Origin of the sequence: Sediminibacterium salmoneum NBRC 103935 (genome assembly GCF_000511175.1) — a bacterium.
GTDB classification, from domain to species: domain Bacteria; phylum Bacteroidota; class Bacteroidia; order Chitinophagales; family Chitinophagaceae; genus Sediminibacterium; species Sediminibacterium salmoneum.
Genome location: NZ_KI866530.1, coordinates 2642732 through 2666725, shown reverse-complemented (window position 1 = coordinate 2666725; position 23994 = coordinate 2642732). Strand labels below are relative to the sequence as shown.

Below are 23994 nucleotides of genomic sequence, written 5' to 3'. Positions count from 1 at the left end.
AATGGGTATGAAGAAGAAAGGGCTTTACTTGTTTTTGGTGATATTCTTGGTATTGGCTGCACAGTCATTGAATGCCCAATGTTCTATCTGTACCAAAACCGCTTCTCAATTAGGAGAAGGTCCTGCCAAAGCCCTGAACTCTGCCATTGTTTACCTGGCATTTGCTCCTATCGCTATTATTGGTTTCATTGGTTTCCGCTGGTGGAAAAAAGAGCAGACTATTATTGCAGCCGAAGAAGGTCGCAATTCATAATCATTCCAGCGTTTTAATCAGTAACGCTTCCAATTCGTTGGCTTTGGGATCAATGGCTACAATTTTTCCCTGCTGGTCTACTACCACCATCATTCCAACTCCATTGTTGATACCGTATTTATTCCAGACATTTAATTTATCATCTATATCAAACAGGTTTTGCCATACATAATTTTCAATGGCAATACGATTTTTTACCGCAGCTAAACTTTGAAACTCTCTTGCAATACCTACAATTACAAATCCTTTATTTTTAAATCTTTCATAAAGAGGTTTTACCAATCGCATTTTAGCAATACAAGGGCCGCACCAGGAACCCCAAAAATCAATCAATGTTATTTTACCAGTTATTGCTTTTGACAATTGCATAGTGTCTCCATTCAATGTAAAAGCTTTTACATCTAGAAATGGATTTCCAACAGCAACTTTCTGAAGCCCATTTAGTTGCTGTTCAATTGACTTTGTATAAACATGTACTGGAAATTGTTTTTTATAAACTGGAAATAATTCTCTGATATACTGGGCAACAATCCGATTGTCTTTTGCAATTCTCATTACATCAGTCCAAAGTGAATAGTAGCTAGAAAGAGAAATATGCTGAGTTAAGTATTGGTATTTCCAATGATACTCTTCCCGCATTAATGAATCAAAAGGGTTCACATATAGCTGCTTTGCTAAATCGGTATAGCGTGCCCCTGTTTTTTCCATTTCATCGCTTTTTTGATACAGCGGAACTCTTCCATCCTGGTCATCAGGCTTTAGCTGACGTAAGTCTTTAAAAATTTGCTGATAGGCCGCTGTTTCAAACGCATTTATACGAATTAGTGAATCTCTAGTTTGATATAAATTATTTTTTGCTGCTTGGAACTTACGTTGATTGTCCGACCTGAATGTTACATAACTTTTATTCAATATTCCGCCTTCAACCCGATTGTTAAGCCAATCTTTCTGCGGGTATAATTCGAATGAAACCCTTCCCAAATAAGGGAAAAAGTGAATGGGGCTCCAACTTCCCTTTTCTAATTCATCCTGAAAAATCAATTCGAAAGCCTCAGTTTCAGTAAAGGGAAGCTGATAAGTAAATGCACCGTTTTTAACAGGGATTTTAATTGGATTTTCTAAAAATGCACGTAAATCCTGTGTAGATTTTCGAATGTAGATAGTATCGCTTGTTCTGTTTTTTACTACTCCTTGTAGAATACAAACAGAATGGTTCTTTTGTGCAATCACAACCTGACCATATAGGAAAATGGTACACAGCAGAATACAATAATTACGCATTTCTGATTGAATTTATTATGGAGTTTTATTACTTCAATAAATTTACAAAAGCTAAACCAAATCCTGGTTGATAAACACCAGGTTCTCATCAGAAAAAGAAAAAGAGAAATTGTATTTACTGATAGCAGCAAAAACAGATTTGGAACAGCCTTTCTTCATTTGATCGTGCAACTCCAGATAAATGACTTTCGTCTTTGGCAACCAATATTCATAATTGGCTTCAAACACTTCTTTCTCCGAACCTTCAATATCAATTTTCAGTAAATCAATGGTATCCCAGTTTTCGCCTCGCATAATGGTTTCCACCGATTCTGCCGGAATGGCTTCGGGGTTGTCCGGACTGGTTTCGGTAAGCATAAAAGAACTACTTGGACCATCGGGATTTGTAATCAACAAGTAAACATCTTTGTTCCACAAGCCCATGCAATTGGCTTTGATATTCGGATGACCCGCAATGTTTTTCAGCAAGGCCTGAAAATTATCCCTGCTGGGTTCTACCGCAACAATTTTACTATTGGGGTATCGGTGCGAAAAGTATACAGCAGCCAATCCAATATTGGCTCCGGCATCAATGATTCTTTCGGGTGTAAATGGCAAATCCACATTGTACTGATCATCTAAAAAAACCTGTTTAAACGTGTACTTATCCGTTGTCTTGCTTCTTAAATGAAAAGTAGTATTGTATCGGGAAGAAGTAAAAGAGCCGTATTTCTTAAACAACAAGTGTACATAAAACTTTAGTCCGTCAACAGGGCCAAATGCTTTGATCAATGGTTTAAACCTGGATGCCATACATGATGCAATTGAAAACCGAAAATAACCTAATCCCACCTAAAACAAAACAAAAAGCTCACTTTAAAGGCCGAGATAACAGGGATTCTCCTGACTTTGTAAAAAAATAGTTTACGGTGATGGCGCAACAAGAAACAAAACAAGCGCAGATTCCATTTATGATCCAAAGAGTGTTGCCATAGTTGATGAAACTGCTGAAAAAACGCCCTGTTAGCCTCGCTTAAAGATGGAATTTGTGCAAATGCTTCCAAATGATGGCTCAGCATTTCCCTGTAGCGCCTGCGATGTTCCCGCTCCGACAAAGCCGTTTGTATGGTAATATTCTGATCGTGCATTCGCTGATAGACACCTATAAATGGCAGGAACTGAATACCACCCGATAGCGTTGCATTGATGGCCAACCACCAGTCGTAGTATACTTTTTCAGGGAATGGCAACACAGATTTTACAAAACTTGTTTTGGCAATACTGGCATGCCCGCTTACGGTATTGAACATGGCAAATAGTTCGGGGTCTTTGCCTTCGATTCTTCTGTTCTTTTTATTGGGCTGAGGATTGTTGGGTAGCGTAGTAGAAAACCTTACAGAATCACAATAGATAAGTGCGGTGTCTGGCTGAAGCGTGTTCATCATTTTACTGATTTTCTCCGGCTCCCAGATATCATCCTGGTCTGCAATGGCAATGTATTCGCCACTCGCCATGCGAATGCCTTTTTCAAAATTGGCATTGTAGCCTATGTTTTTCTCATTGCAATGGAGCTGGATTCTTGTATCCAACGCGCTTAAGTCTTGCAACAATGCATACGTGTTATCACTAGAAGCGTCGTCCAGAATAATGATCTCATGCAACGGGTAAGTTTGTGCCAGAATAGACTGCACCTGTGCTGCTACATAAGCAGCTCCCTGATAAGTACACATCACTACCGACACCGATGCCTGCATATTTGTTGGCTTTAACGCTAAGTTGTAAATATAATATTTAATTTAGTCGCCACAGATTCTTCACATGCATACGAAACAAGACTCGTTTCCGCTTATTTCAATTGTAGTAGCCACGTATAATGGAGCAAAATTTCTTGCAACCCAGTTAGACTCTGTATTGGCACAGGATTACCCGAATCTGGAAATTATTATCAGTGATGATAACAGCAAGGATGAAACCTTCGCCATACTGGAGAAATATCAACAACAATTTCCTGCCATTCGGATTATCCGAAGCGAACAAAATCAGGGCTATATTAAAAACTTTGAGCAGGGCTGTAAACAGGCAAAAGGAATATTCGTTGCACTTTGTGATCAGGACGATCGCTGGCATCCGGAGAAAATCAGCAAACTCTATGCAGCCATCGAAGACAAAGCATTGGTGTATGCCGACTCTGTGCTTTGCAATGAAAATATGGAACCCATCGGTGTCAACATTTCGGACCGCGTTACCTGCAAAGACTTCAGCAGCCCATTGGAACAAGCGATTTTCTGCAGAATCTATGGTCATGCCATGCTGATCAGAAATGATTTTCTTCAACAGATTTTTCCTTTCCCTTCCATCATTCCACACGATTGGTGGATTTCGTATACGGCTACATTGCATGGTGGAATCCGATACATCCCTGAAGCTTTGGCCTGGTATCGTCAGCACAGCAACAATGTGTTTGGTGCGGTTGGTGGAAAGAGAAATAAAACACAAAAATCCCAGGTAGTGCAACAAGAAAAAAGATTTGCCATTGAACGCATGCAATTGTTTTATGCGCAATGCCCGGAGAATAGAACAAAAGAAAAACAGGTACTAAAATCCTTACTGGAGACCTATCAGGGTTCTGGCATTTTCAATGGCATTCGCAGAATGATTATCTTCTTCCAGTACAACGATCTATTGCTGGCATCCAAGAAAAGATCCAAAATCAGAAAATGGCTTTTCTGTTGTAAGATTTTGGTAAAATTTGTTTAAAGCAAACTTTTGTACAAGTTCCAATACGCTGCCGCGGCTGCTTCCCAGCTGAATAGGGCTGCACGTTTTTTTACTTCTTCACTTCGATGATGCGTAGCAAAATCAGCCATGCCTGCCGCAAAATCTGCCTGCATTTGTGCCGGACTAAAGTCTTTGAAAATATAAGCAGCATCTCCACCTATTTCTGGTAGCGAAGTAGCGTCTGAAATAAAAACAGGTTTGCCAAAATGCATGGCTTCCACCAGCGGCAGTCCAAATCCCTCCGACAAAGAAGGAAATACAAAAGCTTCGCAATGGGCATAATACCATTGCTTGTCATTATCAGAAACGGGTCCGGTAAAAATCAATCTATCGGCCACCCCCAGCGCTTCTGCACTTTGTTGAATTTTTCTCAAGTAATCGGGTTGCTGGGTAATGCCTGCAATTACCAATTGATAAGAATTGTTCAACAGCAATGCAGGCAAAACATGAAAATTCTTTTTAAGCGCAATGGTACCAATCGAGAAAATAAAAGGCGCAGTGGGTTGATACGCTGGTTTAGCGATGCGTTCCGTGTTTGATATAGTGCAGCCGTTGTAAATGATTTGATATGGTTTATCCTTTATATCAATATGCGCCTGCACATCTTTGGCAGTGTATTCCGAAATAAAAACCAATGCAGCACTGGCATCTACTTTTCTTTGCAGCTCCTTTAACCAGGCATTTCGCTTTGCCTGAGATTTTCGTTCATCATGATAATAATTTAAATCATGAATGGTGAAGACAATTGGTTTTTTACAATGAAAAGGGAAATAGGCGCTGTCCTGACTGGTGGTATGCCATACATCAATAGATGCGTCATTTGGCTGCCATAGTTTGTGCCAGAAACGTATGGGCTTTATAGTTGTCCCTTCTGGAAATTCATTTGAACAGGAAGCAGGCAAGAGAAACTGCATTGCTGCCTGATGGCTTGAAGCACTCGCCAGTAAAGCATCTCCCAGTTGTTTACAGAAATAGTACAAACCCGTATGCGGATATTTCATCCGCTCTGCATCAAATAAAATAGTAGTGGGTTTATTCATGCCGCATCAGGCATTGCCTGTATTTGAAAAATCATGAACAAATGCAAACAGATTAAACTGCTCTGTTTGGGCCTTCTCCTGCAGTTGCTGATAAATCTTCTTTTTATCGTAGGGCTTCATGCGGTTCTTCGCAATCAACTGATAAACCCTTTCAGTAAGCAACCATATTTTTCTTTCTGTTAGCGAAATATGTTGCTGGTGCTGCGCAATGGCTAGTACCAATGCTTCAATTCCCTCTTTTTGTGAAGCCACTGTTTTAATGACTTCAATGGTTTTATCCTGTTGATAAGCAGGTGCCATCATCAATCGAAGATTCCGCGCAAATGCATCGGCATCCGGGCGATCACTTTTATTCACCACAAACACATCCGCAATTTCCATGAGTCCTGCTTTCATGGTTTGTACTTCATCACCTGCTTCGGGTACCACCACCACAACCGTTGTATCTGCCAGTCCTGCAATTTCAATTTCGCTTTGTCCAACCCCTACGGTTTCAATAATAATTTCATCGAATCCGCCGGCTTGCAGTATGGCAGTAATTTCTATGATATAAGGATGTAATCCGCCCAGAGAGCCGCGGGTAGCAAGGGATCGGATATATACACCGGGATGGTTGTACCAGTCGCTCATGCGGATTCTATCACCCAATAGTGCCCCCATATTAAAAGGAGAGGAAGGATCCACACATAGAACCGCTACTTTTTTACCCTGCGTTGTCCAGTAGCCAATCAAAGCATCGGTCAGGGTGCTCTTACCTGCACCAGGAGGTCCGGTAATGCCTGTTACAGGGGTATGACCATTAGGCAAGCTTTGTAAAAAAGCTTCGTGTCCGTCCACTTCATTTTCTACCAATGAAATGGCACGGGCGATTGCCTGAAAATTACCTGCCTTTATCCTTTCTAATAATTGATGCCACATATATGTTTACTGAGTGTAAATTTATGCTATTGCCATGCAAGATATCAGAAAAAATATCCCTCTTCTGTTGATGATCATCAGCCTCTCAGGACTTTATTTTAGTCGTGCCATCTTATCTATTGCTACAGGTCTGTGGTTGGTGTATGGCATTATTGAGTGGATCAGGCAAAAAGAAAATTTATACAAACAGCCTTTGGCAATCTGGGCAATTGCATTCCCCTTGCTATGCCTATTAGGTTCCTGGCAAAACAACTGGTCGCATCCACAGAACCAACAAATCTTACTGACTGCCCTGGCTTATCCTGCCTGGGCCTTGGGTTTACTGGCCATCAAAAATCCCAATCAATGGAAGCGGTTACAATTCTCATGGGTTATTGCAGCCATTATTGGTTTATGCTACCCGCTCATTGCATTTGTTGGCGATATTCAGGGAAATATTCAGGCTTTGGGATCCGGAAAAGCCCTGCCAGTTTTCATGGATACAGACCATGTTCGCTTTGGCATATTACTGGTGAGTGCAGTTGCGGTGAATTGGGTTTTACTAAAAGATAATCCCACTAACACGTGGCTGAAAATATCCTTACTCTTTTTAATAGCAGGCATCTTGTTTACAGCTATCCGTACTGCCTGGGCCTTGTTGTTCATCTTTTTTCTGGGATGGGTGTTTTTTGAAACAAAGAAGAAATTGGTCGCGATATATTTCTGCATAGCAATTGGTGCAATTACCTATCAGATTCCGACGGTGAAAAATAAAATTCATTATACACTCTACGATTTTCAGCAATACAACCAGAAAGGGTATGACCCAAACTATTCTGACGGCGTTAGAAGAGCAATCAATCAGGTTAGCTGGAAAGCAATACAGGAAAAGGGTTTCAGCAATATGGGCTGGGGCAGTATTCCGGAACGTTTACAGGAAGAATTCAAAGCAACTACACAAGGAAGTGAAACCAATTTTGGATGGCCCTTTAATCAATGGCTATTTTGGTGGATGGGTACGGGTTTTGGAGGCATGCTTTTATTCAGTCTCTGGTTCTGCTATCCAATACTATTTGCCCTGCGGAATAAAAATACCACCATTGCTATCTGGACCTTGGCCATTGCAGCTTCCTGTTTGGTAGAATGTACCATCAATTATCAATATGGGGTGTTGCTACATATTTTCCCGTTATTGATATGCTTACATAAAAAATAGCGACTCCAAATTATGAAGCCGCTATTTAATCGGTAAATTAAAGTTTTACTTACTTAAAGAAGTAACGAACATATTCTCCAAATCCGATTGTACTCATACCGGATATACCAGATCCGGCACCAAATACACCTGAAGGAAATGCTTCGTATTTCTTGGTTCCAACATAAATGTCTACACCAAAGTCATACGCCTGATTGGTTGCAACAGGCGCTCCAAATAAAGTTTCAAGTTCAGCTGCAGTTACAGAAAATGTAGCTGGTAATGAAGTTATATTGGTTTTAAATACTTTAACATTTGTATTGTTTGCTACACCATTAATTGCAGTCATTGAATTCTTTCTTACTGAAATATCAATTTTCGTTGGAAGCGGCGTTCCAGGAAAAAAGGCAGAAGCAATAAACTTACCTTGGAATGTAGGAACAGATGCCAAAGGAATCTGAGCTGTAAATACATTATTAGGACCTGTTTCAAAATTGACACTGATAGCTGGTACATCTTCAATGCCAATTCTTTTAGGTATAGGTCCATCGTCTTTGGAGCAACTAGTCAGTAATGCAATGCTCCCGAAAAAGAACGCTGATAGTATAAATATTTTATTGATTTTCATAATCTAATTTTTATTGAATGGAAAGATTAAAGTTGCCAGAATACTTTAAATGATTCAGGTACTTTCTGTGGTGGAGCATTACTATTTAATTGAAGTTCATTCAAATTGAAAGGCAAAGACCACGGATACTTTCTGTCGTTTGATACAGGAATAGATGGGCCGTTCGGAGGCGTTACACTTGAAACATTACCTTCAGGTGCAGGCGCAAATAAAACAGGATAGCCGGTTCTTCTGTAATCTGTATAACTATCAACCGGGTTTTCAATACGATTGATCCACTTTTCAGTCATGATGTACTCCAGTTTTTTATCATTACTGGCTAAATCAAACTGTGCTAGAACTGCTGTTTTATAGGTAGCTGTTGCAGGCAATGTAGCTATTGCAGGAACAGTTTGAGCAGCACCTGCAGAACCTGGTTTAACATGGTTAATAATAATATGGTCAACCTGATTAAAAGACTCATCCAATGCTTTGCTAAATGCAGCTCTTGCATTACCGGTAACTTGTCCGGTTTGAATTAATTCTGCTTCTAAATACAAGCGATCCGCATAAGTAATAAACTGGTGTGGTAAAGCACCTGTACCCGCATTTTGAGGTCCGATAGAATTCACCGACTGACCAAGTCCCTGATCGTAACGGCCACCAGCAGGATAAATTCCTAATAAAGAATAGGTTTGGCTATTAGAACCATCTCTGCAAGGTCCTGTAGAACCAAACACGATTGTAATAAATCCACCATCACGGTACTCTGTACAGTTTTCCGGTACACCATTAGAACCGCCGATTGGAGTTTTCTGATTATAGATATAGTAAGGAATTCTTGGGTCAGCCACGCCAGTCAGGATATTTGGATTAACTCCCTTCATGATTTCATACAACCATGGGCTAAATAACTGACCACCACGCTGAGTAGCATTGTAATCTCCAAAAGCAGGGTGTCTGTCATCAGTTGCTCCAATTGGACCGTAAGGCATCATGAAGCTTTCTGCCTGTGAGTTAATTAAACTTGTTGGATTAGCTAATAATGCCTGTACCTGGGTTTTAACATCCTGAACCAGTCTAACCTGAGTGTACAATTTTAGCTTTATGGTATTGGCTGCTTTTTTCCAATTGGTTATATTTCCTTTGTAAATGTAATCGTCAGCAGAGGGGCCTACGTTAGCTACAGGATTGTCAAGGTCTGCAATTGCTTCATTTAACAAATCAAATAGCTTAGGATAAATGGTTGCACCTTTATCAAATTTAGGCTGAGTTATGCCCGCTTCAAACCTATCAAACTCGGAAAAAGGAACATCCCCGTAAACATCTACCAAAATACTAAAAGCATACGCTTTTAAGACTTTTGCAATACCAACATACTTGTACTTTTTCTCTTCTGTACCTCTTGCGATAATTACATTAAGATTGGCTATTGCTGAATACAATCCATCCCATCCCTGGGCACCAGCACCATATCTGTCAGCGCCAACTCTCCCAGTTTGCTGATGGACATACACTGCCATGGTATTGCCCATACCGGAACCTAGAGCAAGGTTATTAGAGATATTACGTTCAGCAGCACTTAGCACCATCGACAGTTGAACAGAAGAAGGTGTAGGGCTATTCGGGTTCTTATTTACATCTAAGAATTTCTTACAGCCAGTTCCCGCAATGGTTGTAGCTGCAATTAAGATGTATATGAAATAATTTCTTCTCATAATTTTAAATTTACTGATGTTAGAAAGTTACGTTTAAGTTAAGACCAAATCGTCTTGTACTTGGGGCTCCACCTGTTTCAACACCCTGTGCTCCGGTTGAAACAACAGAGTTGATTTCCGGATCGAAATTGGTGTATTTAGGAATATTGGGCGCCCAGAACCATAGATTACGACCAGTTAAAGAAAAAGTAACATTGGTTAAATTTAATTTTTTCACAAGGCTTGGAGGCAAAGTGTAAGACAATGCAATCTCTCTTAAGCGGTATACAGTTGCATCAAATACTGCATACTCAAATGCACCATTGGTTGCAAAACTTCCTCCTGTTCCTGCAGTAAAAAATAAATCGTTTGTGGTTACTTTGGTCTGATTAGGAACTGTTTTACCACCTACCAGAAGCGGAACAAAGCGGTTTAATCCATCCGCACCTGTAACAGGGGTAGGATTTCCGTAAATACCTGTAATTACTCTGTTCTTTTCTCTGTCTTCAACGTCTCTTGTAACACCTCTACCTAACATACTACTAATGGATTCAGAGTAGAAGGATCCTCCTTTTGTAAAATCAAATAACACATTTAACTGAAATCCTTTATAAGAGAAACTATTCGTCATACCCATTTTGTATTTAGGAGTAGGATCTCCAACCATACCAGGATTAGGGTCAACTAAAGGCATACCGGAAACGGTACTGATTAACAATTGACCATCTGTAGATCTGGCAGAATAGTTTCCTCTTAAATATCCATAAGGCATTCCCGCTTCAATCCAGTTAAAACCACCTAACTGTGCACGAGTTAATCCTGCAGCAAGTCTTTCAACCGTATTTCTGTTTTTGGTGAAAATCACCCTTGTTTCCCAAACGAAGCTTTTTGTAATAACTGGCTTAACATCTAAACCAATTTCAATACCTGTATTACGTATAGCTCCCAAATTGGTAAAGAATGAACTGTACCCGCTGGTTTGAGGCAAACTGATTGCATAAATAAGATTGGTAGATCTTTTATCGTACCAGGTTACTTCTAAACCAAGTCTTTGCTTAAAGAAACGAACATCAGAGCCTATTTCAAGTTCTTTTGTGAACTCTGGAGTAAGCCTTGGATCGAAGTTAGAGCCGCCTCTTGTTGCCAATGGCTGACCAAGGAAGCCTAGTGCATTCAGACCAAAAATGGGCTCTCCGTTATGCGGCGCAGCATCATTACCCACTTTCGCATAACCAATACGTAATTTACCATAATCAAACCAGTTGTTCTTTAGCTTAAATGCTTCAGACCAAACTAATGAACCAGAAACTCCAGGATAAAAATACTTGGCATTTTGATATGGAAGAGTTGAAGTAAGATCGGCACGACCTGTTAAGTTTAAGTAGGCATATCCCTTGTAACCAAATGACGCATCAGCAAACACACCCACCAAACGTCTGGTTGATCTGTTGTCTCCGCTAAATGTTTGACGACGTGTGTTGGTTAAATTGAATAAATTAGGAACCACAAAATCAACCCCGTAAACCTGCTGTGCTCTTGAAGTTCTTTCGTTTACTTCTGTACCAATATTGAAATCAAGCGTAACATTGTCAACTAGCTTAGGATTGTTATAAACCAAGACAAGTTTACCTTGTATTTCCTGTTGTCTGTTAACTACCTCTGTTAAAGTTCCCAATAAGTTATCTGCACTACCCAAAGAAGATTTATTAATTATCTGATCTCTGTATAAAGCATAACTATTTACCCCTGCGTTGAAATCAAGTTTAAGTCGGTTACTGAATTTATAACTCGCTCTTAAATTGGCAACAATTCTGTCGTCAATTGAAGTAATCACGTTGTTTTTTGCTCCCCAAACAGGATTGGTGTACTGTCCGTCATTGAAACCAATCTGACGTCCATTTCTGTCTTCAGAAGGGAATCCAACAATATCCCAGTTTCTTGCCATAGTGTAAGTACGACCCCACTGAGAAATAAAGCTCTGTGCCTGTCCGATAAACCCACCAATTTGTTTTGTTCGTGCATAAGATATATTGGCACCAATGGTTAAATTACCAACGGAAGTTTGTCCACCAACACTAATATTGTTTTTGGTGTAGCTAGAATTAGTAATATATCCTTTTTGATCAACTCTGGAAAGAGTAACATTGAACAAAGTATTACCCTCGCCGCCACTTAATCCTATTGAGTTCTCTACTAAGTTTCCGGTATTGAACAAATTTTTAACGTTATTAGGATAGGCTTTGTAAGCAATCTGACCATTTGGAAATAATTCAGGGTAAGAAGCATACATAGTGGCCCATGTAGTAGCAGGAATGGAATCAACACCTGAAGCAGATGTTCTGATAGGAATACCACTTGCGTTGTAAACTACTCCTCTTCCAAATTTGGCTCCCCATGAACCATTTGAAGATTGCGTTCTGAAGTTAGCACCTGCTCCGTACAAATTTTGAAATTCAGGAAGACCAGATACATTTTCAATGCTATAACCTGCTCTGTAAGTTACATTTAATGATTTAGCACCTTTTTTAGGAGCTCCGGATTTTGTGGTAATTAACAAAACCCCGTTAGCAGCTCTGGATCCGTAAAGGGATGCAGCTGCGGCCCCTTTTAATATATTCATAGATTCAATATCGTTGGGGTCTAAGTTTCCTAAACCAGACCCGTAAGTACCCCCCCCTGAAAAAGGACTGGTGGTGTTTACAAGAGGATTACTGTAAGGAATACCATCCACAACAATTAAAGGTTCTCCGCCATTAAAGGAAGAAACCCCTCTGATTTGAATACCAGCAGCTGCCCCTGGAGCACCCTGTCCAGCTCTGATATCAACCCCGGGAACTTTACCGGCAAGGCCGTTCAAGATATTGGGCTCGGATTTCTGTAATAAAGTAGTAGGGTTAACTGTTGATACAGCGTATCCTAATGCTTTCTCTGAACGTTTAATACCCATGGCGGTTACAACTACTTCGGATAAAGCAGATTCTGAACTTTCAAGAGAAATGTTCAAGGTGGTATTTGATCCTACCACAATTTCTTTGTTAATAAAGTTCAAACTAGACACTACTAGTACATCTCCTTTTGACGCAGTAATTTTAAAATTACCCTGAGCGTCAGCAGATGCACCGCTCGATTTTTTCCCTTTAATTACGATGGAAGCAGAGGGAATTGCCGCACCTTTCCCATCAGTAATTTTGCCCGAGATGGTTACATTCTGGGCTGTTGCTACAATGGTAAAACATACCATGGATAGCAAAAAAATAGACAAGAATTTTGTCATGTACTTGTGTTTTAAAATTGCCATGAAATAATGTTCACTCTCCAATATATTAAGGAATTGTTAAAAACCTCGTTTTTTTATAACAAAAAATTAAAAAAAGAAAAAAATATTCCTGAAACCTAAGTTTTAATTAAAAAGGGGCTTGCTTAAAGGTGGGAACTGACTTAACCAAGGATTCGGAAATTCTTGAATTCAAATAACCGGATTCCGGTGGCTTTTTCAAACTGGTATAAAAGTTTGTCTTTGAGACTGAATTTCTTCCGGGTGGGATCAAAGCTGACTTTCCAGTTAGCCCTTGCAACTCTTTCCTTCATCACGCAGGGATGCGTGCCCGAAAAAGGAACCAGGGAATCGAATTGACTGTAATCAAAAAAATCCGGCTGCTCCATCATAGATTGTAGCGCTTCATCCGGATGCCAGAGCTTACTGAACTCTTTCTGTTTCTTCATCATCTGAACAGGAGACTTTACCCAGCCATAGTGATATACATAGGCATCAATGGGCTTCACTTTAATTTTATTTCCCTGCTTTCTGAATCCTTGTGCGTCTTTATATGCCTGAATAGACTTGTCGTTTCTGATAACCCTTACTTCATTTCTGTACCAGGTTCTGCTATCGCCAACATAATCGTATGTGCCATAAAAATGCAGGTATTTGAAGAGCAGCCCTTCCACTCGCTGATCATCCTTATAAGCTTCACAGGCTGCCCTGATGGCTGCATGGTATTGCTCGTGCACCACTTCATCTCCCTGTATATAAAAAGCCCAGTCGAACTCGGCGGGTATCAGTTGCAGGGCTTTATTCGTCTCCACCGCCAGTACCGATCCCCCCGACCTTAACTGGGGGTCCCATTCGGAATGATGAATTTTTATTTTAGGGCTTTGTATGGATTCAATTAACTCAATGGTACCATCTGTACAATCTCCAATCAATACATACATTTCATCTACTACTGGCAAAATAGATTCTATGGCTTCCACAATTGGATAATCATTTAACACGGCATTTTTAATAATTGTGAAGCCCGCAATTTTCATTTTAGCTAAATTGTGCCGTAAAGAACTGAAATATTTTGCAGGGGCAAGCCTAAGTGTATGATAAATTTTATTCCGATTTTCCCGCTGGAATTAGTTGTGTATCCTGGTGAAGAGTTAAATCTACACATATTTGAACCCAGATATAAAGAGCTGATTACTGAATGTTTTGCCGAAGCTAAGCCTTTTGGCATTCCAACTGTTCTTGGCGACACAGTGGCTGAAACAGGCACGATGGTTGAGATTACAGAGATTGTGCAAGTATATGAAGATGGCAGAATGGATATTAAAACCAAGGGCACCAAAGTGTTTAAGGTATTGGAAATGATAGAAAAAATTCCGGATAAACTTTACAATGGTGCCATTGTAAGCTATCCAAACAATGATACCATGGCAAGGCCTTTTCTTTCTTTTAAAATTATGGATTCGGTTTACATACTACATCGCTTATTGAATGTTACCAAAAAGTTTCAGCAGAAAGTGGCAGAAATGTTAAGCTACGATATGGCTCATCATGCAGGGCTTTCACTCAAAGAAGAATATGAATTGCTTTGTTTACTGCAAGAAGATCAGCGACTGGAATTTTTAAGAAGACACCTGGAAAAAGTAATACCGGTAATAGAAGGTATGGAGCAACTAAAAGAAAGAATTGCCATTAACGGATCATTTAAAAAATAACGGGTTATAACCTTAACTAATACCATGGGCATATCAATTTGTTTAGATTTTGGTAATACCAGACAAAAAGCAGGGGTATTCAAAGGCCGTGAATTTTTAAAAGAAATCAATTTGCCGGATACCTCTCTGAATAGCATTGAGGCTTTGCTGAAAGAATGGAGTCCGGAAAAGATTATTCTTTCTTCTGTAATTAACCATGACCCGGCTATTGAAACCTTTATGGCGGAAAAAACAATATTTCACCGCCTGAACCATACCAGCCTACTACCCTTAACCACACCGGTGGGCAAACCTGAAACCATTGGTGCCGACCGGCTCGCGCTGGTAGCAGCCGCAGTAGATTTGTTCCCCAACAGCCATAACCTGGTGATTGGCCTGGGCACTTGCATAACTTATAATTTCATCAATAACCAGCATGAGTTTCTGGGTGGGAGTATTTCTCCGGGGATGAATATGCGATTCAGGGCCATGCACGAGCAAACCGCCCTGCTGCCCTATATTAAGGCCGAATCGCTCTTTCCGCTGATTGGCTACGATACAAAGACCAACCTGCTTAGCGGGGTTATCTGGGGCATGTCTAAGGAAATTGATGGAATAATTGACGAATATGCCCTAAAATACAGCAACTTTAACGTGCTATTAACCGGGGGGGATATGCCTTTTTTTGTACCGCACCTAAAAAACAGGATATTTGCCGACCCAAACCTAATTTTTAAAGGCTTATATGCAATCAGTGAGTTCAACAACAGGTAGGCTGGCTCTTGTGGTTAGTTTCCTTTTTTTATACGCAATCCAAACATCTGCTCAGGTTAATTCACCGTTTTCCCGATATGGATTGGGCAATTTAGTAGGTTCCCAGCACGCCATCAGTCGAGCGATGGGAGGCATTTCAGCAGCTTATGCCGATGGCAACAGCTACAATGTTGGGCAATCCGTAAACTTCAACAACCCTGCTACCTATGGCGCCAATTACATGGTAACCTATGATTTAGGGCTGTCACTTGACTCTAGAAAACTAACAAGTCAGAATCCAAACGGAACATTCAGTTCTATTTATCTGATTCCAAGTTATTTATCGGTAGGTATTCCTGTTAACAAGGCGAAAGGGTTAGGGATAGCTTTTGGATTAAGACCCTTAACAAGGGTTAACTATGGAGTAGAATCCAGAGCCAGAGCGGCCGGAGACAGCGTAGGCTCTATTTATCAGGGTACGGGCGGAACCTATCAGGCTTTTGTTGGCCTGGGAAAAAAATGGAAAAATTTCAGTGCAGGATTCAACACAGGTTATACTTTCGGAAGACAGGAATTAAGCACTACCAAAACTTTCTATAACGACACTTTGCAATATTTTGAATCCAGAACAGCCATTCAAAACAACTTTGGCAAAATGTTTTTACAGGCTGGAATTCAATATGAATTTACCCTTTCCAAAAAGGAAAATGCAGCAGATAAATCATCCAGAAACCTCTTAATGAGAATTGGAGCAACTGCCAGTCTTCAACAAAACATGAATGCAACCCAAAGACAGAATAAACAAACTTTTGTATTGAGTGCAGCAGGGGGGTTAATTGAAGTGGACAGTATTGCCAAACAAGACAATATTAAGGGTACTATTGTTATGCCTGCTACCTACGAAGCCGGATTCATGTTTGTAAAAACCTTAAGTAATTCAAGAGGTAATTTTCAATTGTGGTCTGCCGGTATGGAATTTACCACCACCCAATGGACCAAATACAGATCGTATGGACAGTCCGATATGCTGAACAATAGCTGGGCCTTGAAGTTTGGTGGTCAAATTAGCCCCAATATAGAAGGGTCTACCAATTATTTAAGCAATGTAAACTATAGATTCGGATTCCAGTTTGGACAAGACTATATTAATGCAGATGGAAATGGATTAAAACATAGTTCATTTACGCTCGGTGCAGGCTTCCCTATCAGAAAATGGAGAAACTATGAAACACAGTACACCGTGGTTCAGGCTGCATTACAGTTTGGAAAAAGAGGTAGTTCTGTAAATAACGTTACAGAAAGTTACACCCAGCTTACATTAGGATTTAGCTTAAGTGATGTTTGGTTTATTAAACGCAGATATGACTAATCGTTCTACAATATTTACATTAGCAGCCTTTTTAACAGGCTGCTTTTTTATGCTCGCTTGCGAGAACGATGTAAATGAAGTAAAGCAGCTCGGCAAAAAAAATCCGGGAATTGAAGAAGGAAAAAATATTACCAGCTTCCTGAGTATGGGGGGCAAAATGAAAGCCAAATTAACAGCTCCTCTTTTATTACGCTACCAGGGCGACAGTGCTTTAAAATCTGAATTTCCTAAAACCCTTTTCGTTGAATTTTATAACGACAGCACCAAATTAGAAAGCACCCTTAGTGCCAAATATGGTCGCTATCTGGAAAACGAAAATAAAATTTACCTGCGCGACAGTGTAGTGATTATCCGAATCAACGGTGACACATTGGAAACATCTGAGTTATACTGGGATCAGACCCTCGGACGTTTTCATACCGACAAGCCCGTTACCACCAGTCAGCGTAATCCGCGCCAGAAACTGTATGCCCGCAAAGGCTTCAGTTCTAATCAAACCTTAACAGATATTACTTACTTCGATTTAGATATGGGATCCTTCTTAATTTTGCCCGATAGCAGTTCTAATCAAAAACAATAAAATCATTTGTATGGATTACAGAAGAATGGGAAGAACCGGACTTCAGTTAAGTGTACTAAGTTTCGGTAGCTGGGTATCTTTTCATAAGCAGATTAATGATAACAGTGCAGATGAATTAATGGGAATTGCTTATGACCATGGTGTAAACTTTTTTGACAATGCAGAAGTGTATGCACTGGGTGAAAGTGAGAAAATGATGGGACGGGTTTTAAAAGCAAAAAACTGGGACCGTACTTCCTATACCCTTTCTTCTAAAGCTTTTTTTGGCTGGAGAGGCAAAGAGAACAAGCCCAACCAAACCGGCTTGAGCAGAAAGCATCTTACAGAAGCCTGTAATGAAGCCCTGCAAAGACTTCAGACCGATTACCTCGATTTATATTTCTGTCACAGACCCGATAAGAATACGCCAATTGAAGAAGTGGTTCTTACCATGAATACCCTGATTCAGCAAGGAAAAATTTTATACTGGGGTACCAGTGAATGGAGTGGCGTTGAATTAATGGAAGCCAATCGGGTTGCCCGCGATTATCGCTTAATTGGGCCTGCCATGGAGCAACCTCAGTACAATTTATTTGAAAGAGAGAAATTAGAAAAAGACTATCTGGAAGTCTTTAAAAATGTAGGCCTGGGCACTACCATCTGGAGCCCGTTGGCATCCGGATTACTAACCGGCAAATACAATAACGGCATTCCGGAAGGAAGCAGACTGGCCATTGAAGGCTTTGACTGGCTGAAGGAACGCCTGATTATGGAAGAAAAAATTGAAAAAGTAAAACAATTGCAGGAACTGGCCAATGAGCTGGGTTGCAGCCTTCCTGCCTTAAGCATTGCCTGGTGTATTAAAAACCCGAATGTAACAACGGCTATTTTAGGTGCAACCAGAAAAGAACAACTGCTGGATAACTTAACCGCCTTAAAAGCTGTTGAATTACTTAACACGGAAGTTTTACAGAAAATAGAGTCCATTATGCAGAACAAACCTGTTTTAGCAGAATATTAAGCAGGATTTTTTACCAACCCTTTCCAACTTTTCATCAAATACTACTCTTACTCATGAAAACTGCTTGGAACAGGTAATAGACATACAAAAAGCTGCTGTAAAAAAGGCTTGCACCGGAGATGCAAAAGCCCAGGCTTGGTTATACGAGCAATACAGCAAAGCCATGTTTAATATCTGTACCAGAATGACGGGTAACTCCTCAGACGCAGAAGACGTACTACAAGACTGTTTTGTAATTGCATTTAAAAACCTGCATCAGCTGAAAGTAGCTGAGCAGTTTGGAGGATGGCTAAAAAGAATTGTAGTAAACGAATGCATTCGTTTTTGTAAAAAAATATTCATTGGGAAACCTGGGACAACGAGAAGCAGGGGGACCTGGTGGAAGAAGAGACTGAATGGTGGAAGACCATTGATTTCAAAATCATTCACCGGACCATTAAAGAATTGCCCGAAGGATGCAGACAGGTTTTTTCGCTGTATGTATTCGAAGACTATTCGCACAAACAAATTGCGGAAAGCATGGGTATTTCAGAATCTACCAGCAAAAGTCAGTACCAGCGGGCCAGGACATTATTGCAACAAAGAATTCAAAAACAAATTCAGATACATGGATGAGTTTAAAAAATATCTGCAGGAAAACCGAACTGCTCTGGACCTGGACGAACCAGGACCCCAGAGTTGGGAGAAAGTGCAGGCCAAATTAAATCAGGAGAAGCAACCCGCTGCTAAAGTGGTGACCATTAAAAAATATTTTCAGTGGTCGGTGGCAGCCTGTGTATTTGTACTCGCGGGTATAGGTCTATGGTCTTTGCTTGAGACAAAACCAGAAACGCTTCAGCAGCAGGTTCTTAGGGCACCAAATGAAAATGAAACGGTAGGGGTTGAAAATGAATCAGCAAATCCTGCTAATAATGCAACAGAAACCAATACCATAATACAAAATGAGGCCGAAGAAAAAGTATTGAATAGTGCAGGTAGCATGTCAAATATAGCCGCAAACAAAAATACCAGGCCTTATAAAACCAACATCAACCCACAAACCAACAGTAGCGCTCAAGGTTTGTCAAAAGATGTTCTTACTTCTTTGGCCAGTGTAGAAAGTGGATTCACTCAGGTCATTAATTTGCAAAGAGGTAAAATCAGCACCACGCCCATGTATGCAGAATCAGCCGCTTACTTCAATGAATTTAAAATGCAGATTCAGCAGATTGAAGCCGATGAAAAACAATTAAAAAAAGAAATCAGCAAAAAAGGACTCACTGCCAATCAGCTTGATCAACTGATTGACCTGTATCAATATAAATTAACCGTTCTGAAACAGCTGCAGCTGGAAATGAACAAAACCAACAATCGTTTCAAACAAAACCGCGGACCTGTAGATTCCACCCGCGCTTACTTTATCAATATTTAAATTTTTGATTTTAAATCAGTATTATGAAAAATAGAATTCAACAATCCCTTCTTTTTGCCGCCTGCATGCTAAGCTTTGCTTCAGTATCTGCACAACAGAGTACTGCCGAAAAACAGGCAGAAAAGGAAAAGCAGAAAGCCGAAAAAGAAATGCAAAAGGCTGAAAAAGAAATTAAGGCAGCCAATATTGAAGTGCGCAAATCTGTAAAAGAAAGTATGGCAAAAGCACTGGAGCCTATTGTAGTTGAAGGTTTCCCAATCAATGGCCCACGTGCAATTACAGTTACCGGATTTCCAGGAGATCGTTTTTTTAATGAGTCTTATGGTTTCAAAGATTTAAAGGATGTAAAATCCAAAGAAATCAGTCAGGAAATCAGTGTTGCTAAATCTGCTGAAATTTTCATTGACAACACTTCCAGGAATCTGCAAATTAAAACCTGGGACCAGCCAAAAGTAAAAGTGGTTACCACTGTATATTTTGAAGGGGAAGGTAAATTAAGCGATGAAGAATGGTTTGAGAAAATGAACCTTTCCTTAAAAACAGTAGGAAATATGGTTCGTGTTAAATCGGGAACCATTTCAGGCGGAAGCTATACCATCAATGGAAATACTTTTGGATGGAGCGGCAATCCTGCTGTAGCAGTATTCAACGACAAAGGTGAAAATATTGGCAGCAAATCGAACATAAAAAGAGTAGTGACCATTTATTTGCCTTCATCAGCCAAACTGGATGTAGATACCAAATACGCAGACTTGCAGATTACAGGCAATGCGGGAACAACCACTATTAGTATCACCAATGGAAATGTAGAAGCCGAAAGTTTCACCAAACTATTCCTTCGTTCCAAATACTCGAATGTAAATATTGAAAACGCAGGAGTAGCAGAAATTGAATTCATGAACGGCCGTTTCAGTGCACGTAGTATTGCCGATGCAGACCTGGATACCAAATATGCAACGGTTGAAATTGGTAGCACCAAAAAAGCCGTATTCAGAAGTACCAATGACGAATATGAAATTGATGAAGCCGACGAACTAAGAGGAAGAAAGAACTACGGAAATCTTAGGGTGACTCAGCTGAATGGTTCGCTAGAAATGGATGGCACCAATGCAGATGTAAAAATCAGAAATGTAGGATCTAATCTGAGTCTGATTAAAATTGACAATAAATATGCCGATATACGCATTCCGGTACGGAATGTAAAAAACTATACGGTGAATTTCAACGGCGCTTACAGCACTGTTTATGGCAACTTTGAGAAAGAGCCTGTAGTTATTGAAGAGCCTAAAAAAACAGCCCCGGAAAAAAAGGAAAAAGAAACCGACGCATTGGCCAGACAATTAATTGAAATCAACCGTTCTGTAACCCGGTTTGCACAGGCAAGCGGCAATGAATCGCGTTTCACCGCTAAAGTTGGGGAAGGCAAGGGGCTTAAAATTGAGATGAATTGTCAGAATTGCACCGTAGACTTTAAATAAAAGAACTATATAAACTTTACAGCGCCGATTCTCATGTGTTAAATCGGTCACGTACCCCGTTTCTACGGGGTACTTTGTTTGGGTATATCCCTTAACTTTGGCTTATTATGGCGCATGTCTATACCATTCTTAGTATAGTGGGTACTTTGTTGTTCATTGGCTTCTTTGCCGGTTACGAAATTGCATTCGTTACCGCCAACAGGCTAAGCATTGAGCTTAAGAAAAAGCAGGGTAAAAGAAGTGGCATCATTCTGGCGCAATTCATTGAATCTCCTGCAAGATTTATTGGTACTTGTTTAATTGGCGTTAATCTGTTTCTGGTAATTTATGGTTTGCTTTTCGATGAACTGCTAAAAGCAGGGATCTGGATGCCGTTAAAGATTGAAAATGATTTTTTAAAACTGGCATTTGATACCCTGGTTTCCACTTTGGTGGTTTTGGTAATCGGTAAATTTTTACCCAAAGCCATTTTCAGAGCCAAGAGCGACAGCCTGCTATTCGTGTTTGCTCCAGTCGCTAACTTTTTTCACAACTTATTTTTACCCCTGACCAATCTCTTCGTTAATATTTCTCAATGGATATTAAAGTACTTATTTAACGTTAGGGTTAAAGATAAAAACGAAGCATTTACTAAAATAGACCTGGAACATTTTTTTCAGCAGACCAAAGACCAGGACGATGAAAACCAGGAACTGAATACGGAACTTTTTGAAAATGCCTTGAGTTTACCAACCGTAAAAATCAGACAATGCCTGGTTCCCAGAACTGAAATTGTAGCATTGGAAGTAAACGACAGTCTTGCAGAAGCAAGAGCATTGTTTATACAGACCAAGCTCAGCAAATTACTGGTGTACGAAAACAGCATCGACAATATCGTAGGATATATTCATCAGTTAGATTTGTTTAACAGGCCTGAAAACATCAAAGCCATGCTGCATCCAATTGTAGCGGTTCCGGAAAGCATGAGCGCCACAGACCTGATTAATAAGTTCACCAAAGAAAGAAAAAGCATTGCCTGGGTGGTAGATGAATTTGGTGGCACTTCAGGAATTGTTACCATGGAAGATTTACTGGAAGAAATTTTCGGAGAAATTCAGGACGAATACGATACAGAAGAATTTGTTGAAAAGCAACTGGCCGAAGATGAATTTATTTTCAGTGGCAGACTGGAACTGGATTACCTAAATGAAAAATACAACCTGGATTTTCCTACCAGTGATTCAGAAACACTGAGTGGCTATATTATCAGCGAACACGAAACCATTCCCAAACAAAAAGAAACCATTATCATCAATAATTTCAAGTTTGATATTCTAACTGTATCTGAAAGAAGAATTGAAATGGTAAAGATGAAAGTACTTCAATAACATGGCACTATTTAATAGAAAAGCGGCGGAAGATCAGGAAGAAATGTCTTTTATAGACCATCTGGAAGAATTAAGAGGGCATATTATTCGCTCCATTGTTTCTATATTGGTTATGGCAGTGGTGATTTTTATTTATCGCAACTGGATTTTCGATAATATCATTGTAGGCCCTATCAACAAAGACTTTGTAAGTTATAAAGCACTTTGCGATTTTAGTCATTGGCTGCGAATTGGCGATGCGCTTTGTATGCCCCCCGTAGAAGTAACCATGCAGAGTACCACATTCGGAGGACAATTCTTAAGTACTATCAGTATGGCGATTGTAGGAGGAATCATCATGGCTTTCCCTTATATTTTCTGGGAATTCTGGCGTTTTGTAAAGCCAGCCTTAAAAGATAAAGAAGTGAAGAATACCCGCTTTATTATTTTCTGGGTTTCTTTCTTTTTCTTTTGCGGAGCCGCTTTTGGATATTTTTTACTGGGACCTTTCACCTTCAACTTTTTAGCTGGTTTTCAATTAGGCACCGAAAATATGATTGTTACCCGTCCTACTTTTTCTGATTATCTAGACAACCTGACCAATATTATTTTAGGATGTGGATTGGCTTTTGAATTACCGGTGCTGGCGCATGTGTTAACACAGATTGGGATTGTTACACCAAGTTTCTTAAGAGCCACCCGTAAGTATGCTGTGGTAATCATCTTGATTGTAGCTGCTTTTATTACCCCAAGTCCAGACTGGATGAGTCAGTTGATTGTGTTTATCCCCTTATTCCTATTATATGAATTGAGTATACTGGTATCTGCCAAAGTATACAGAAAACTGGAAAAAGAAGAGGACAAGGAGTGGGATTAATTAGAAGAAGTAAAACCCTTAGTATGCCATATGTATTTGATGCTTCCAAACCCATCTCGATTGGAAGCGACCATGCCGGATTTGGTTATAAATCTGCACTGATATCCTGGTTAACCGAAAAAGGTTACAAAGTTACCGACCATGGAACTTTTTCATTGGATTCAGTGGATTATCCCGACTTTGCACATCCCACAGCGAGTGCGGTAGAAAAAGGAGAATCGGGTTTTGGCATCTTAATTTGCGGCAGTGCCAATGGTGTAGCCATCACCGCTAATAAACACCAGGGCATCAGAGCTGCCATATGCTGGCAGAATGATGTTGCAGAACTGTCCAGATTACATAATGATGCCAATGTAATTTGCATTCCTGCCAGATTTGTAGCACTCCCTTTGGCTGAACAAATGATTGAAGTATTTATGAATACTCCGTTTGAAGGTGGAAGACACGCAAATAGAGTAAATAAAATAAGCTGTAACTAAAATAAAAAG

The 23994-nt window shown here is 40.0% G+C and carries 22 protein-coding genes; 13 read left to right on the top strand and 9 right to left on the bottom strand.

Going from position 1 to position 23994, the window contains the following annotated elements:
* The first annotated feature begins 7 nt into the window (after positions 1-7).
* Positions 8-253 (top strand): hypothetical protein, encoded by a 246-nt coding sequence (locus P767_RS0112415; RefSeq protein ID WP_051417417.1) that lies wholly within the window; start codon positions 8-10, stop codon positions 251-253.
* Here the strand turns inward: P767_RS0112415 and P767_RS0112410 are convergent, their stop codons facing one another.
* The 3 genes from P767_RS0112410 to P767_RS17750 are packed head-to-tail and all read right to left on the bottom strand — an operon-like array spanning position 254 to position 3267.
* Positions 254-1534, bottom strand: coding sequence for a TlpA family protein disulfide reductase (locus P767_RS0112410; protein WP_026764776.1), 1281 nt, complete (start codon positions 1532-1534; stop codon positions 254-256). It lies immediately after the preceding gene.
* Between the two features lie 51 nt (positions 1535-1585).
* Positions 1586-2326, bottom strand: coding sequence for an FkbM family methyltransferase (locus P767_RS0112405; RefSeq protein ID WP_026764775.1), 741 nt, complete (start codon positions 2324-2326; stop codon positions 1586-1588).
* A 29-nt stretch (positions 2327-2355) separates the two neighbouring features.
* Complete coding sequence (locus tag P767_RS17750; protein WP_051417343.1) at positions 2356-3267, bottom strand: glycosyltransferase; 912 nt, start codon at positions 3265-3267, stop codon at positions 2356-2358.
* 64 nt (positions 3268-3331) lie between these two features.
* Between P767_RS17750 and P767_RS17000 the strand changes: the two genes are divergently transcribed.
* Positions 3332-4270: a glycosyltransferase family 2 protein gene (locus tag P767_RS17000; protein ID WP_051417342.1), complete on the top strand. Its 939-nt coding sequence runs from the start codon at positions 3332-3334 to the stop codon at positions 4268-4270.
* On the opposite strand, the gene P767_RS0112390 is transcribed toward P767_RS17000, so the two are convergent.
* Entirely contained in the window at positions 4267-5331 is a 1065-nt protein-coding gene (locus tag P767_RS0112390) for a glycosyltransferase family 4 protein (RefSeq protein ID WP_026764774.1), read from the bottom strand. The genes P767_RS17000 and P767_RS0112390 overlap by 4 nt on opposite strands.
* Before the next feature lie 6 nt (positions 5332-5337).
* Positions 5338-6249 carry a methylmalonyl Co-A mutase-associated GTPase MeaB gene (meaB, locus tag P767_RS0112385; protein WP_026764773.1) on the bottom strand — a complete coding sequence of 304 codons (912 nt, stop codon included), beginning with the start codon at positions 6247-6249 and terminating at the stop codon, positions 5338-5340.
* A gap of 34 nt (positions 6250-6283) precedes the next feature.
* On the opposite strand from meaB, the gene P767_RS0112380 reads away from it, so the two are divergent.
* Complete coding sequence (locus P767_RS0112380) at positions 6284-7444, top strand: O-antigen ligase family protein (RefSeq protein WP_026764772.1); 1161 nt, start codon at positions 6284-6286, stop codon at positions 7442-7444.
* 49 nt (positions 7445-7493) lie between these two features.
* On the opposite strand, the gene P767_RS0112375 is transcribed toward P767_RS0112380, so the two are convergent.
* From P767_RS0112375 to P767_RS0112360, 4 genes are all read right to left on the bottom strand, one after another.
* Positions 7494-8051, bottom strand: coding sequence for a hypothetical protein (locus P767_RS0112375; RefSeq protein ID WP_026764771.1), 558 nt, complete (start codon positions 8049-8051; stop codon positions 7494-7496).
* Positions 8052-8077: 26 nt separating this feature from the next.
* Complete coding sequence (locus P767_RS0112370) at positions 8078-9748, bottom strand: SusD/RagB family nutrient-binding outer membrane lipoprotein (RefSeq protein WP_026764770.1); 1671 nt, start codon at positions 9746-9748, stop codon at positions 8078-8080.
* A gap of 19 nt (positions 9749-9767) precedes the next feature.
* The gene (locus P767_RS0112365) at positions 9768-13001 is read right to left on the bottom strand and encodes a SusC/RagA family TonB-linked outer membrane protein (RefSeq protein WP_026764769.1); all 3234 of its coding nucleotides are present in this window, start codon (positions 12999-13001) and stop codon (positions 9768-9770) included.
* A gap of 164 nt (positions 13002-13165) precedes the next feature.
* Positions 13166-14038: a glycosyltransferase family protein gene (locus tag P767_RS0112360; RefSeq protein WP_026764768.1), complete on the bottom strand. Its 873-nt coding sequence runs from the start codon at positions 14036-14038 to the stop codon at positions 13166-13168.
* Between the two features lie 57 nt (positions 14039-14095).
* Between P767_RS0112360 and P767_RS0112355 the strand changes: the two genes are divergently transcribed.
* The 10 genes from P767_RS0112355 to rpiB all read left to right on the top strand — a co-directional run bounded on the left by P767_RS0112355 (position 14096) and on the right by rpiB (position 23985).
* A complete protein-coding gene (locus P767_RS0112355) occupies positions 14096-14713 on the top strand; it encodes an LON peptidase substrate-binding domain-containing protein (protein WP_026764767.1) in 618 nt (205 codons plus the stop codon).
* 24 nt (positions 14714-14737) lie between these two features.
* Positions 14738-15466, top strand: coding sequence for a type III pantothenate kinase (locus P767_RS0112350; RefSeq protein WP_051417341.1), 729 nt, complete (start codon positions 14738-14740; stop codon positions 15464-15466).
* Positions 15447-16814 (top strand): hypothetical protein, encoded by a 1368-nt coding sequence (locus P767_RS0112345; RefSeq protein ID WP_157611524.1) that lies wholly within the window; start codon positions 15447-15449, stop codon positions 16812-16814. The genes P767_RS0112350 and P767_RS0112345 overlap by 20 nt, the downstream gene beginning before the upstream one ends.
* Positions 16807-17394, top strand: a complete 588-nt coding sequence (lptC, locus tag P767_RS0112340) for an LPS export ABC transporter periplasmic protein LptC (protein ID WP_026764764.1) — start codon at positions 16807-16809, stop codon at positions 17392-17394. Before P767_RS0112345 ends, lptC begins: the two co-directional genes overlap by 8 nt.
* Positions 17395-17404: 10 nt before the next feature.
* Positions 17405-18394 (top strand): potassium channel beta subunit family protein, encoded by a 990-nt coding sequence (locus P767_RS0112335; RefSeq protein WP_026764763.1) that lies wholly within the window; start codon positions 17405-17407, stop codon positions 18392-18394.
* Between the two features lie 64 nt (positions 18395-18458).
* The gene (locus P767_RS19245) at positions 18459-19805 is read left to right on the top strand and encodes an RNA polymerase sigma factor (RefSeq protein WP_051417340.1); all 1347 of its coding nucleotides are present in this window, start codon (positions 18459-18461) and stop codon (positions 19803-19805) included.
* Positions 19806-19828: 23 nt separating this feature from the next.
* The gene (locus P767_RS0112320) at positions 19829-21283 is read left to right on the top strand and encodes a DUF4097 family beta strand repeat-containing protein (protein ID WP_026764761.1); all 1455 of its coding nucleotides are present in this window, start codon (positions 19829-19831) and stop codon (positions 21281-21283) included.
* A gap of 107 nt (positions 21284-21390) precedes the next feature.
* Positions 21391-22650, top strand: a complete 1260-nt coding sequence (locus P767_RS0112315; RefSeq protein WP_026764760.1) for a hemolysin family protein — start codon at positions 21391-21393, stop codon at positions 22648-22650.
* Position 22651: 1 nt separating this feature from the next.
* Positions 22652-23506: a twin-arginine translocase subunit TatC gene (tatC, locus tag P767_RS0112310; protein ID WP_026764759.1), complete on the top strand. Its 855-nt coding sequence runs from the start codon at positions 22652-22654 to the stop codon at positions 23504-23506.
* Between the two features lie 23 nt (positions 23507-23529).
* Positions 23530-23985: a ribose 5-phosphate isomerase B gene (gene rpiB, locus P767_RS0112305; protein WP_026764758.1), complete on the top strand. Its 456-nt coding sequence runs from the start codon at positions 23530-23532 to the stop codon at positions 23983-23985.
* Positions 23986-23994: the final 9 nt, after the last annotated feature.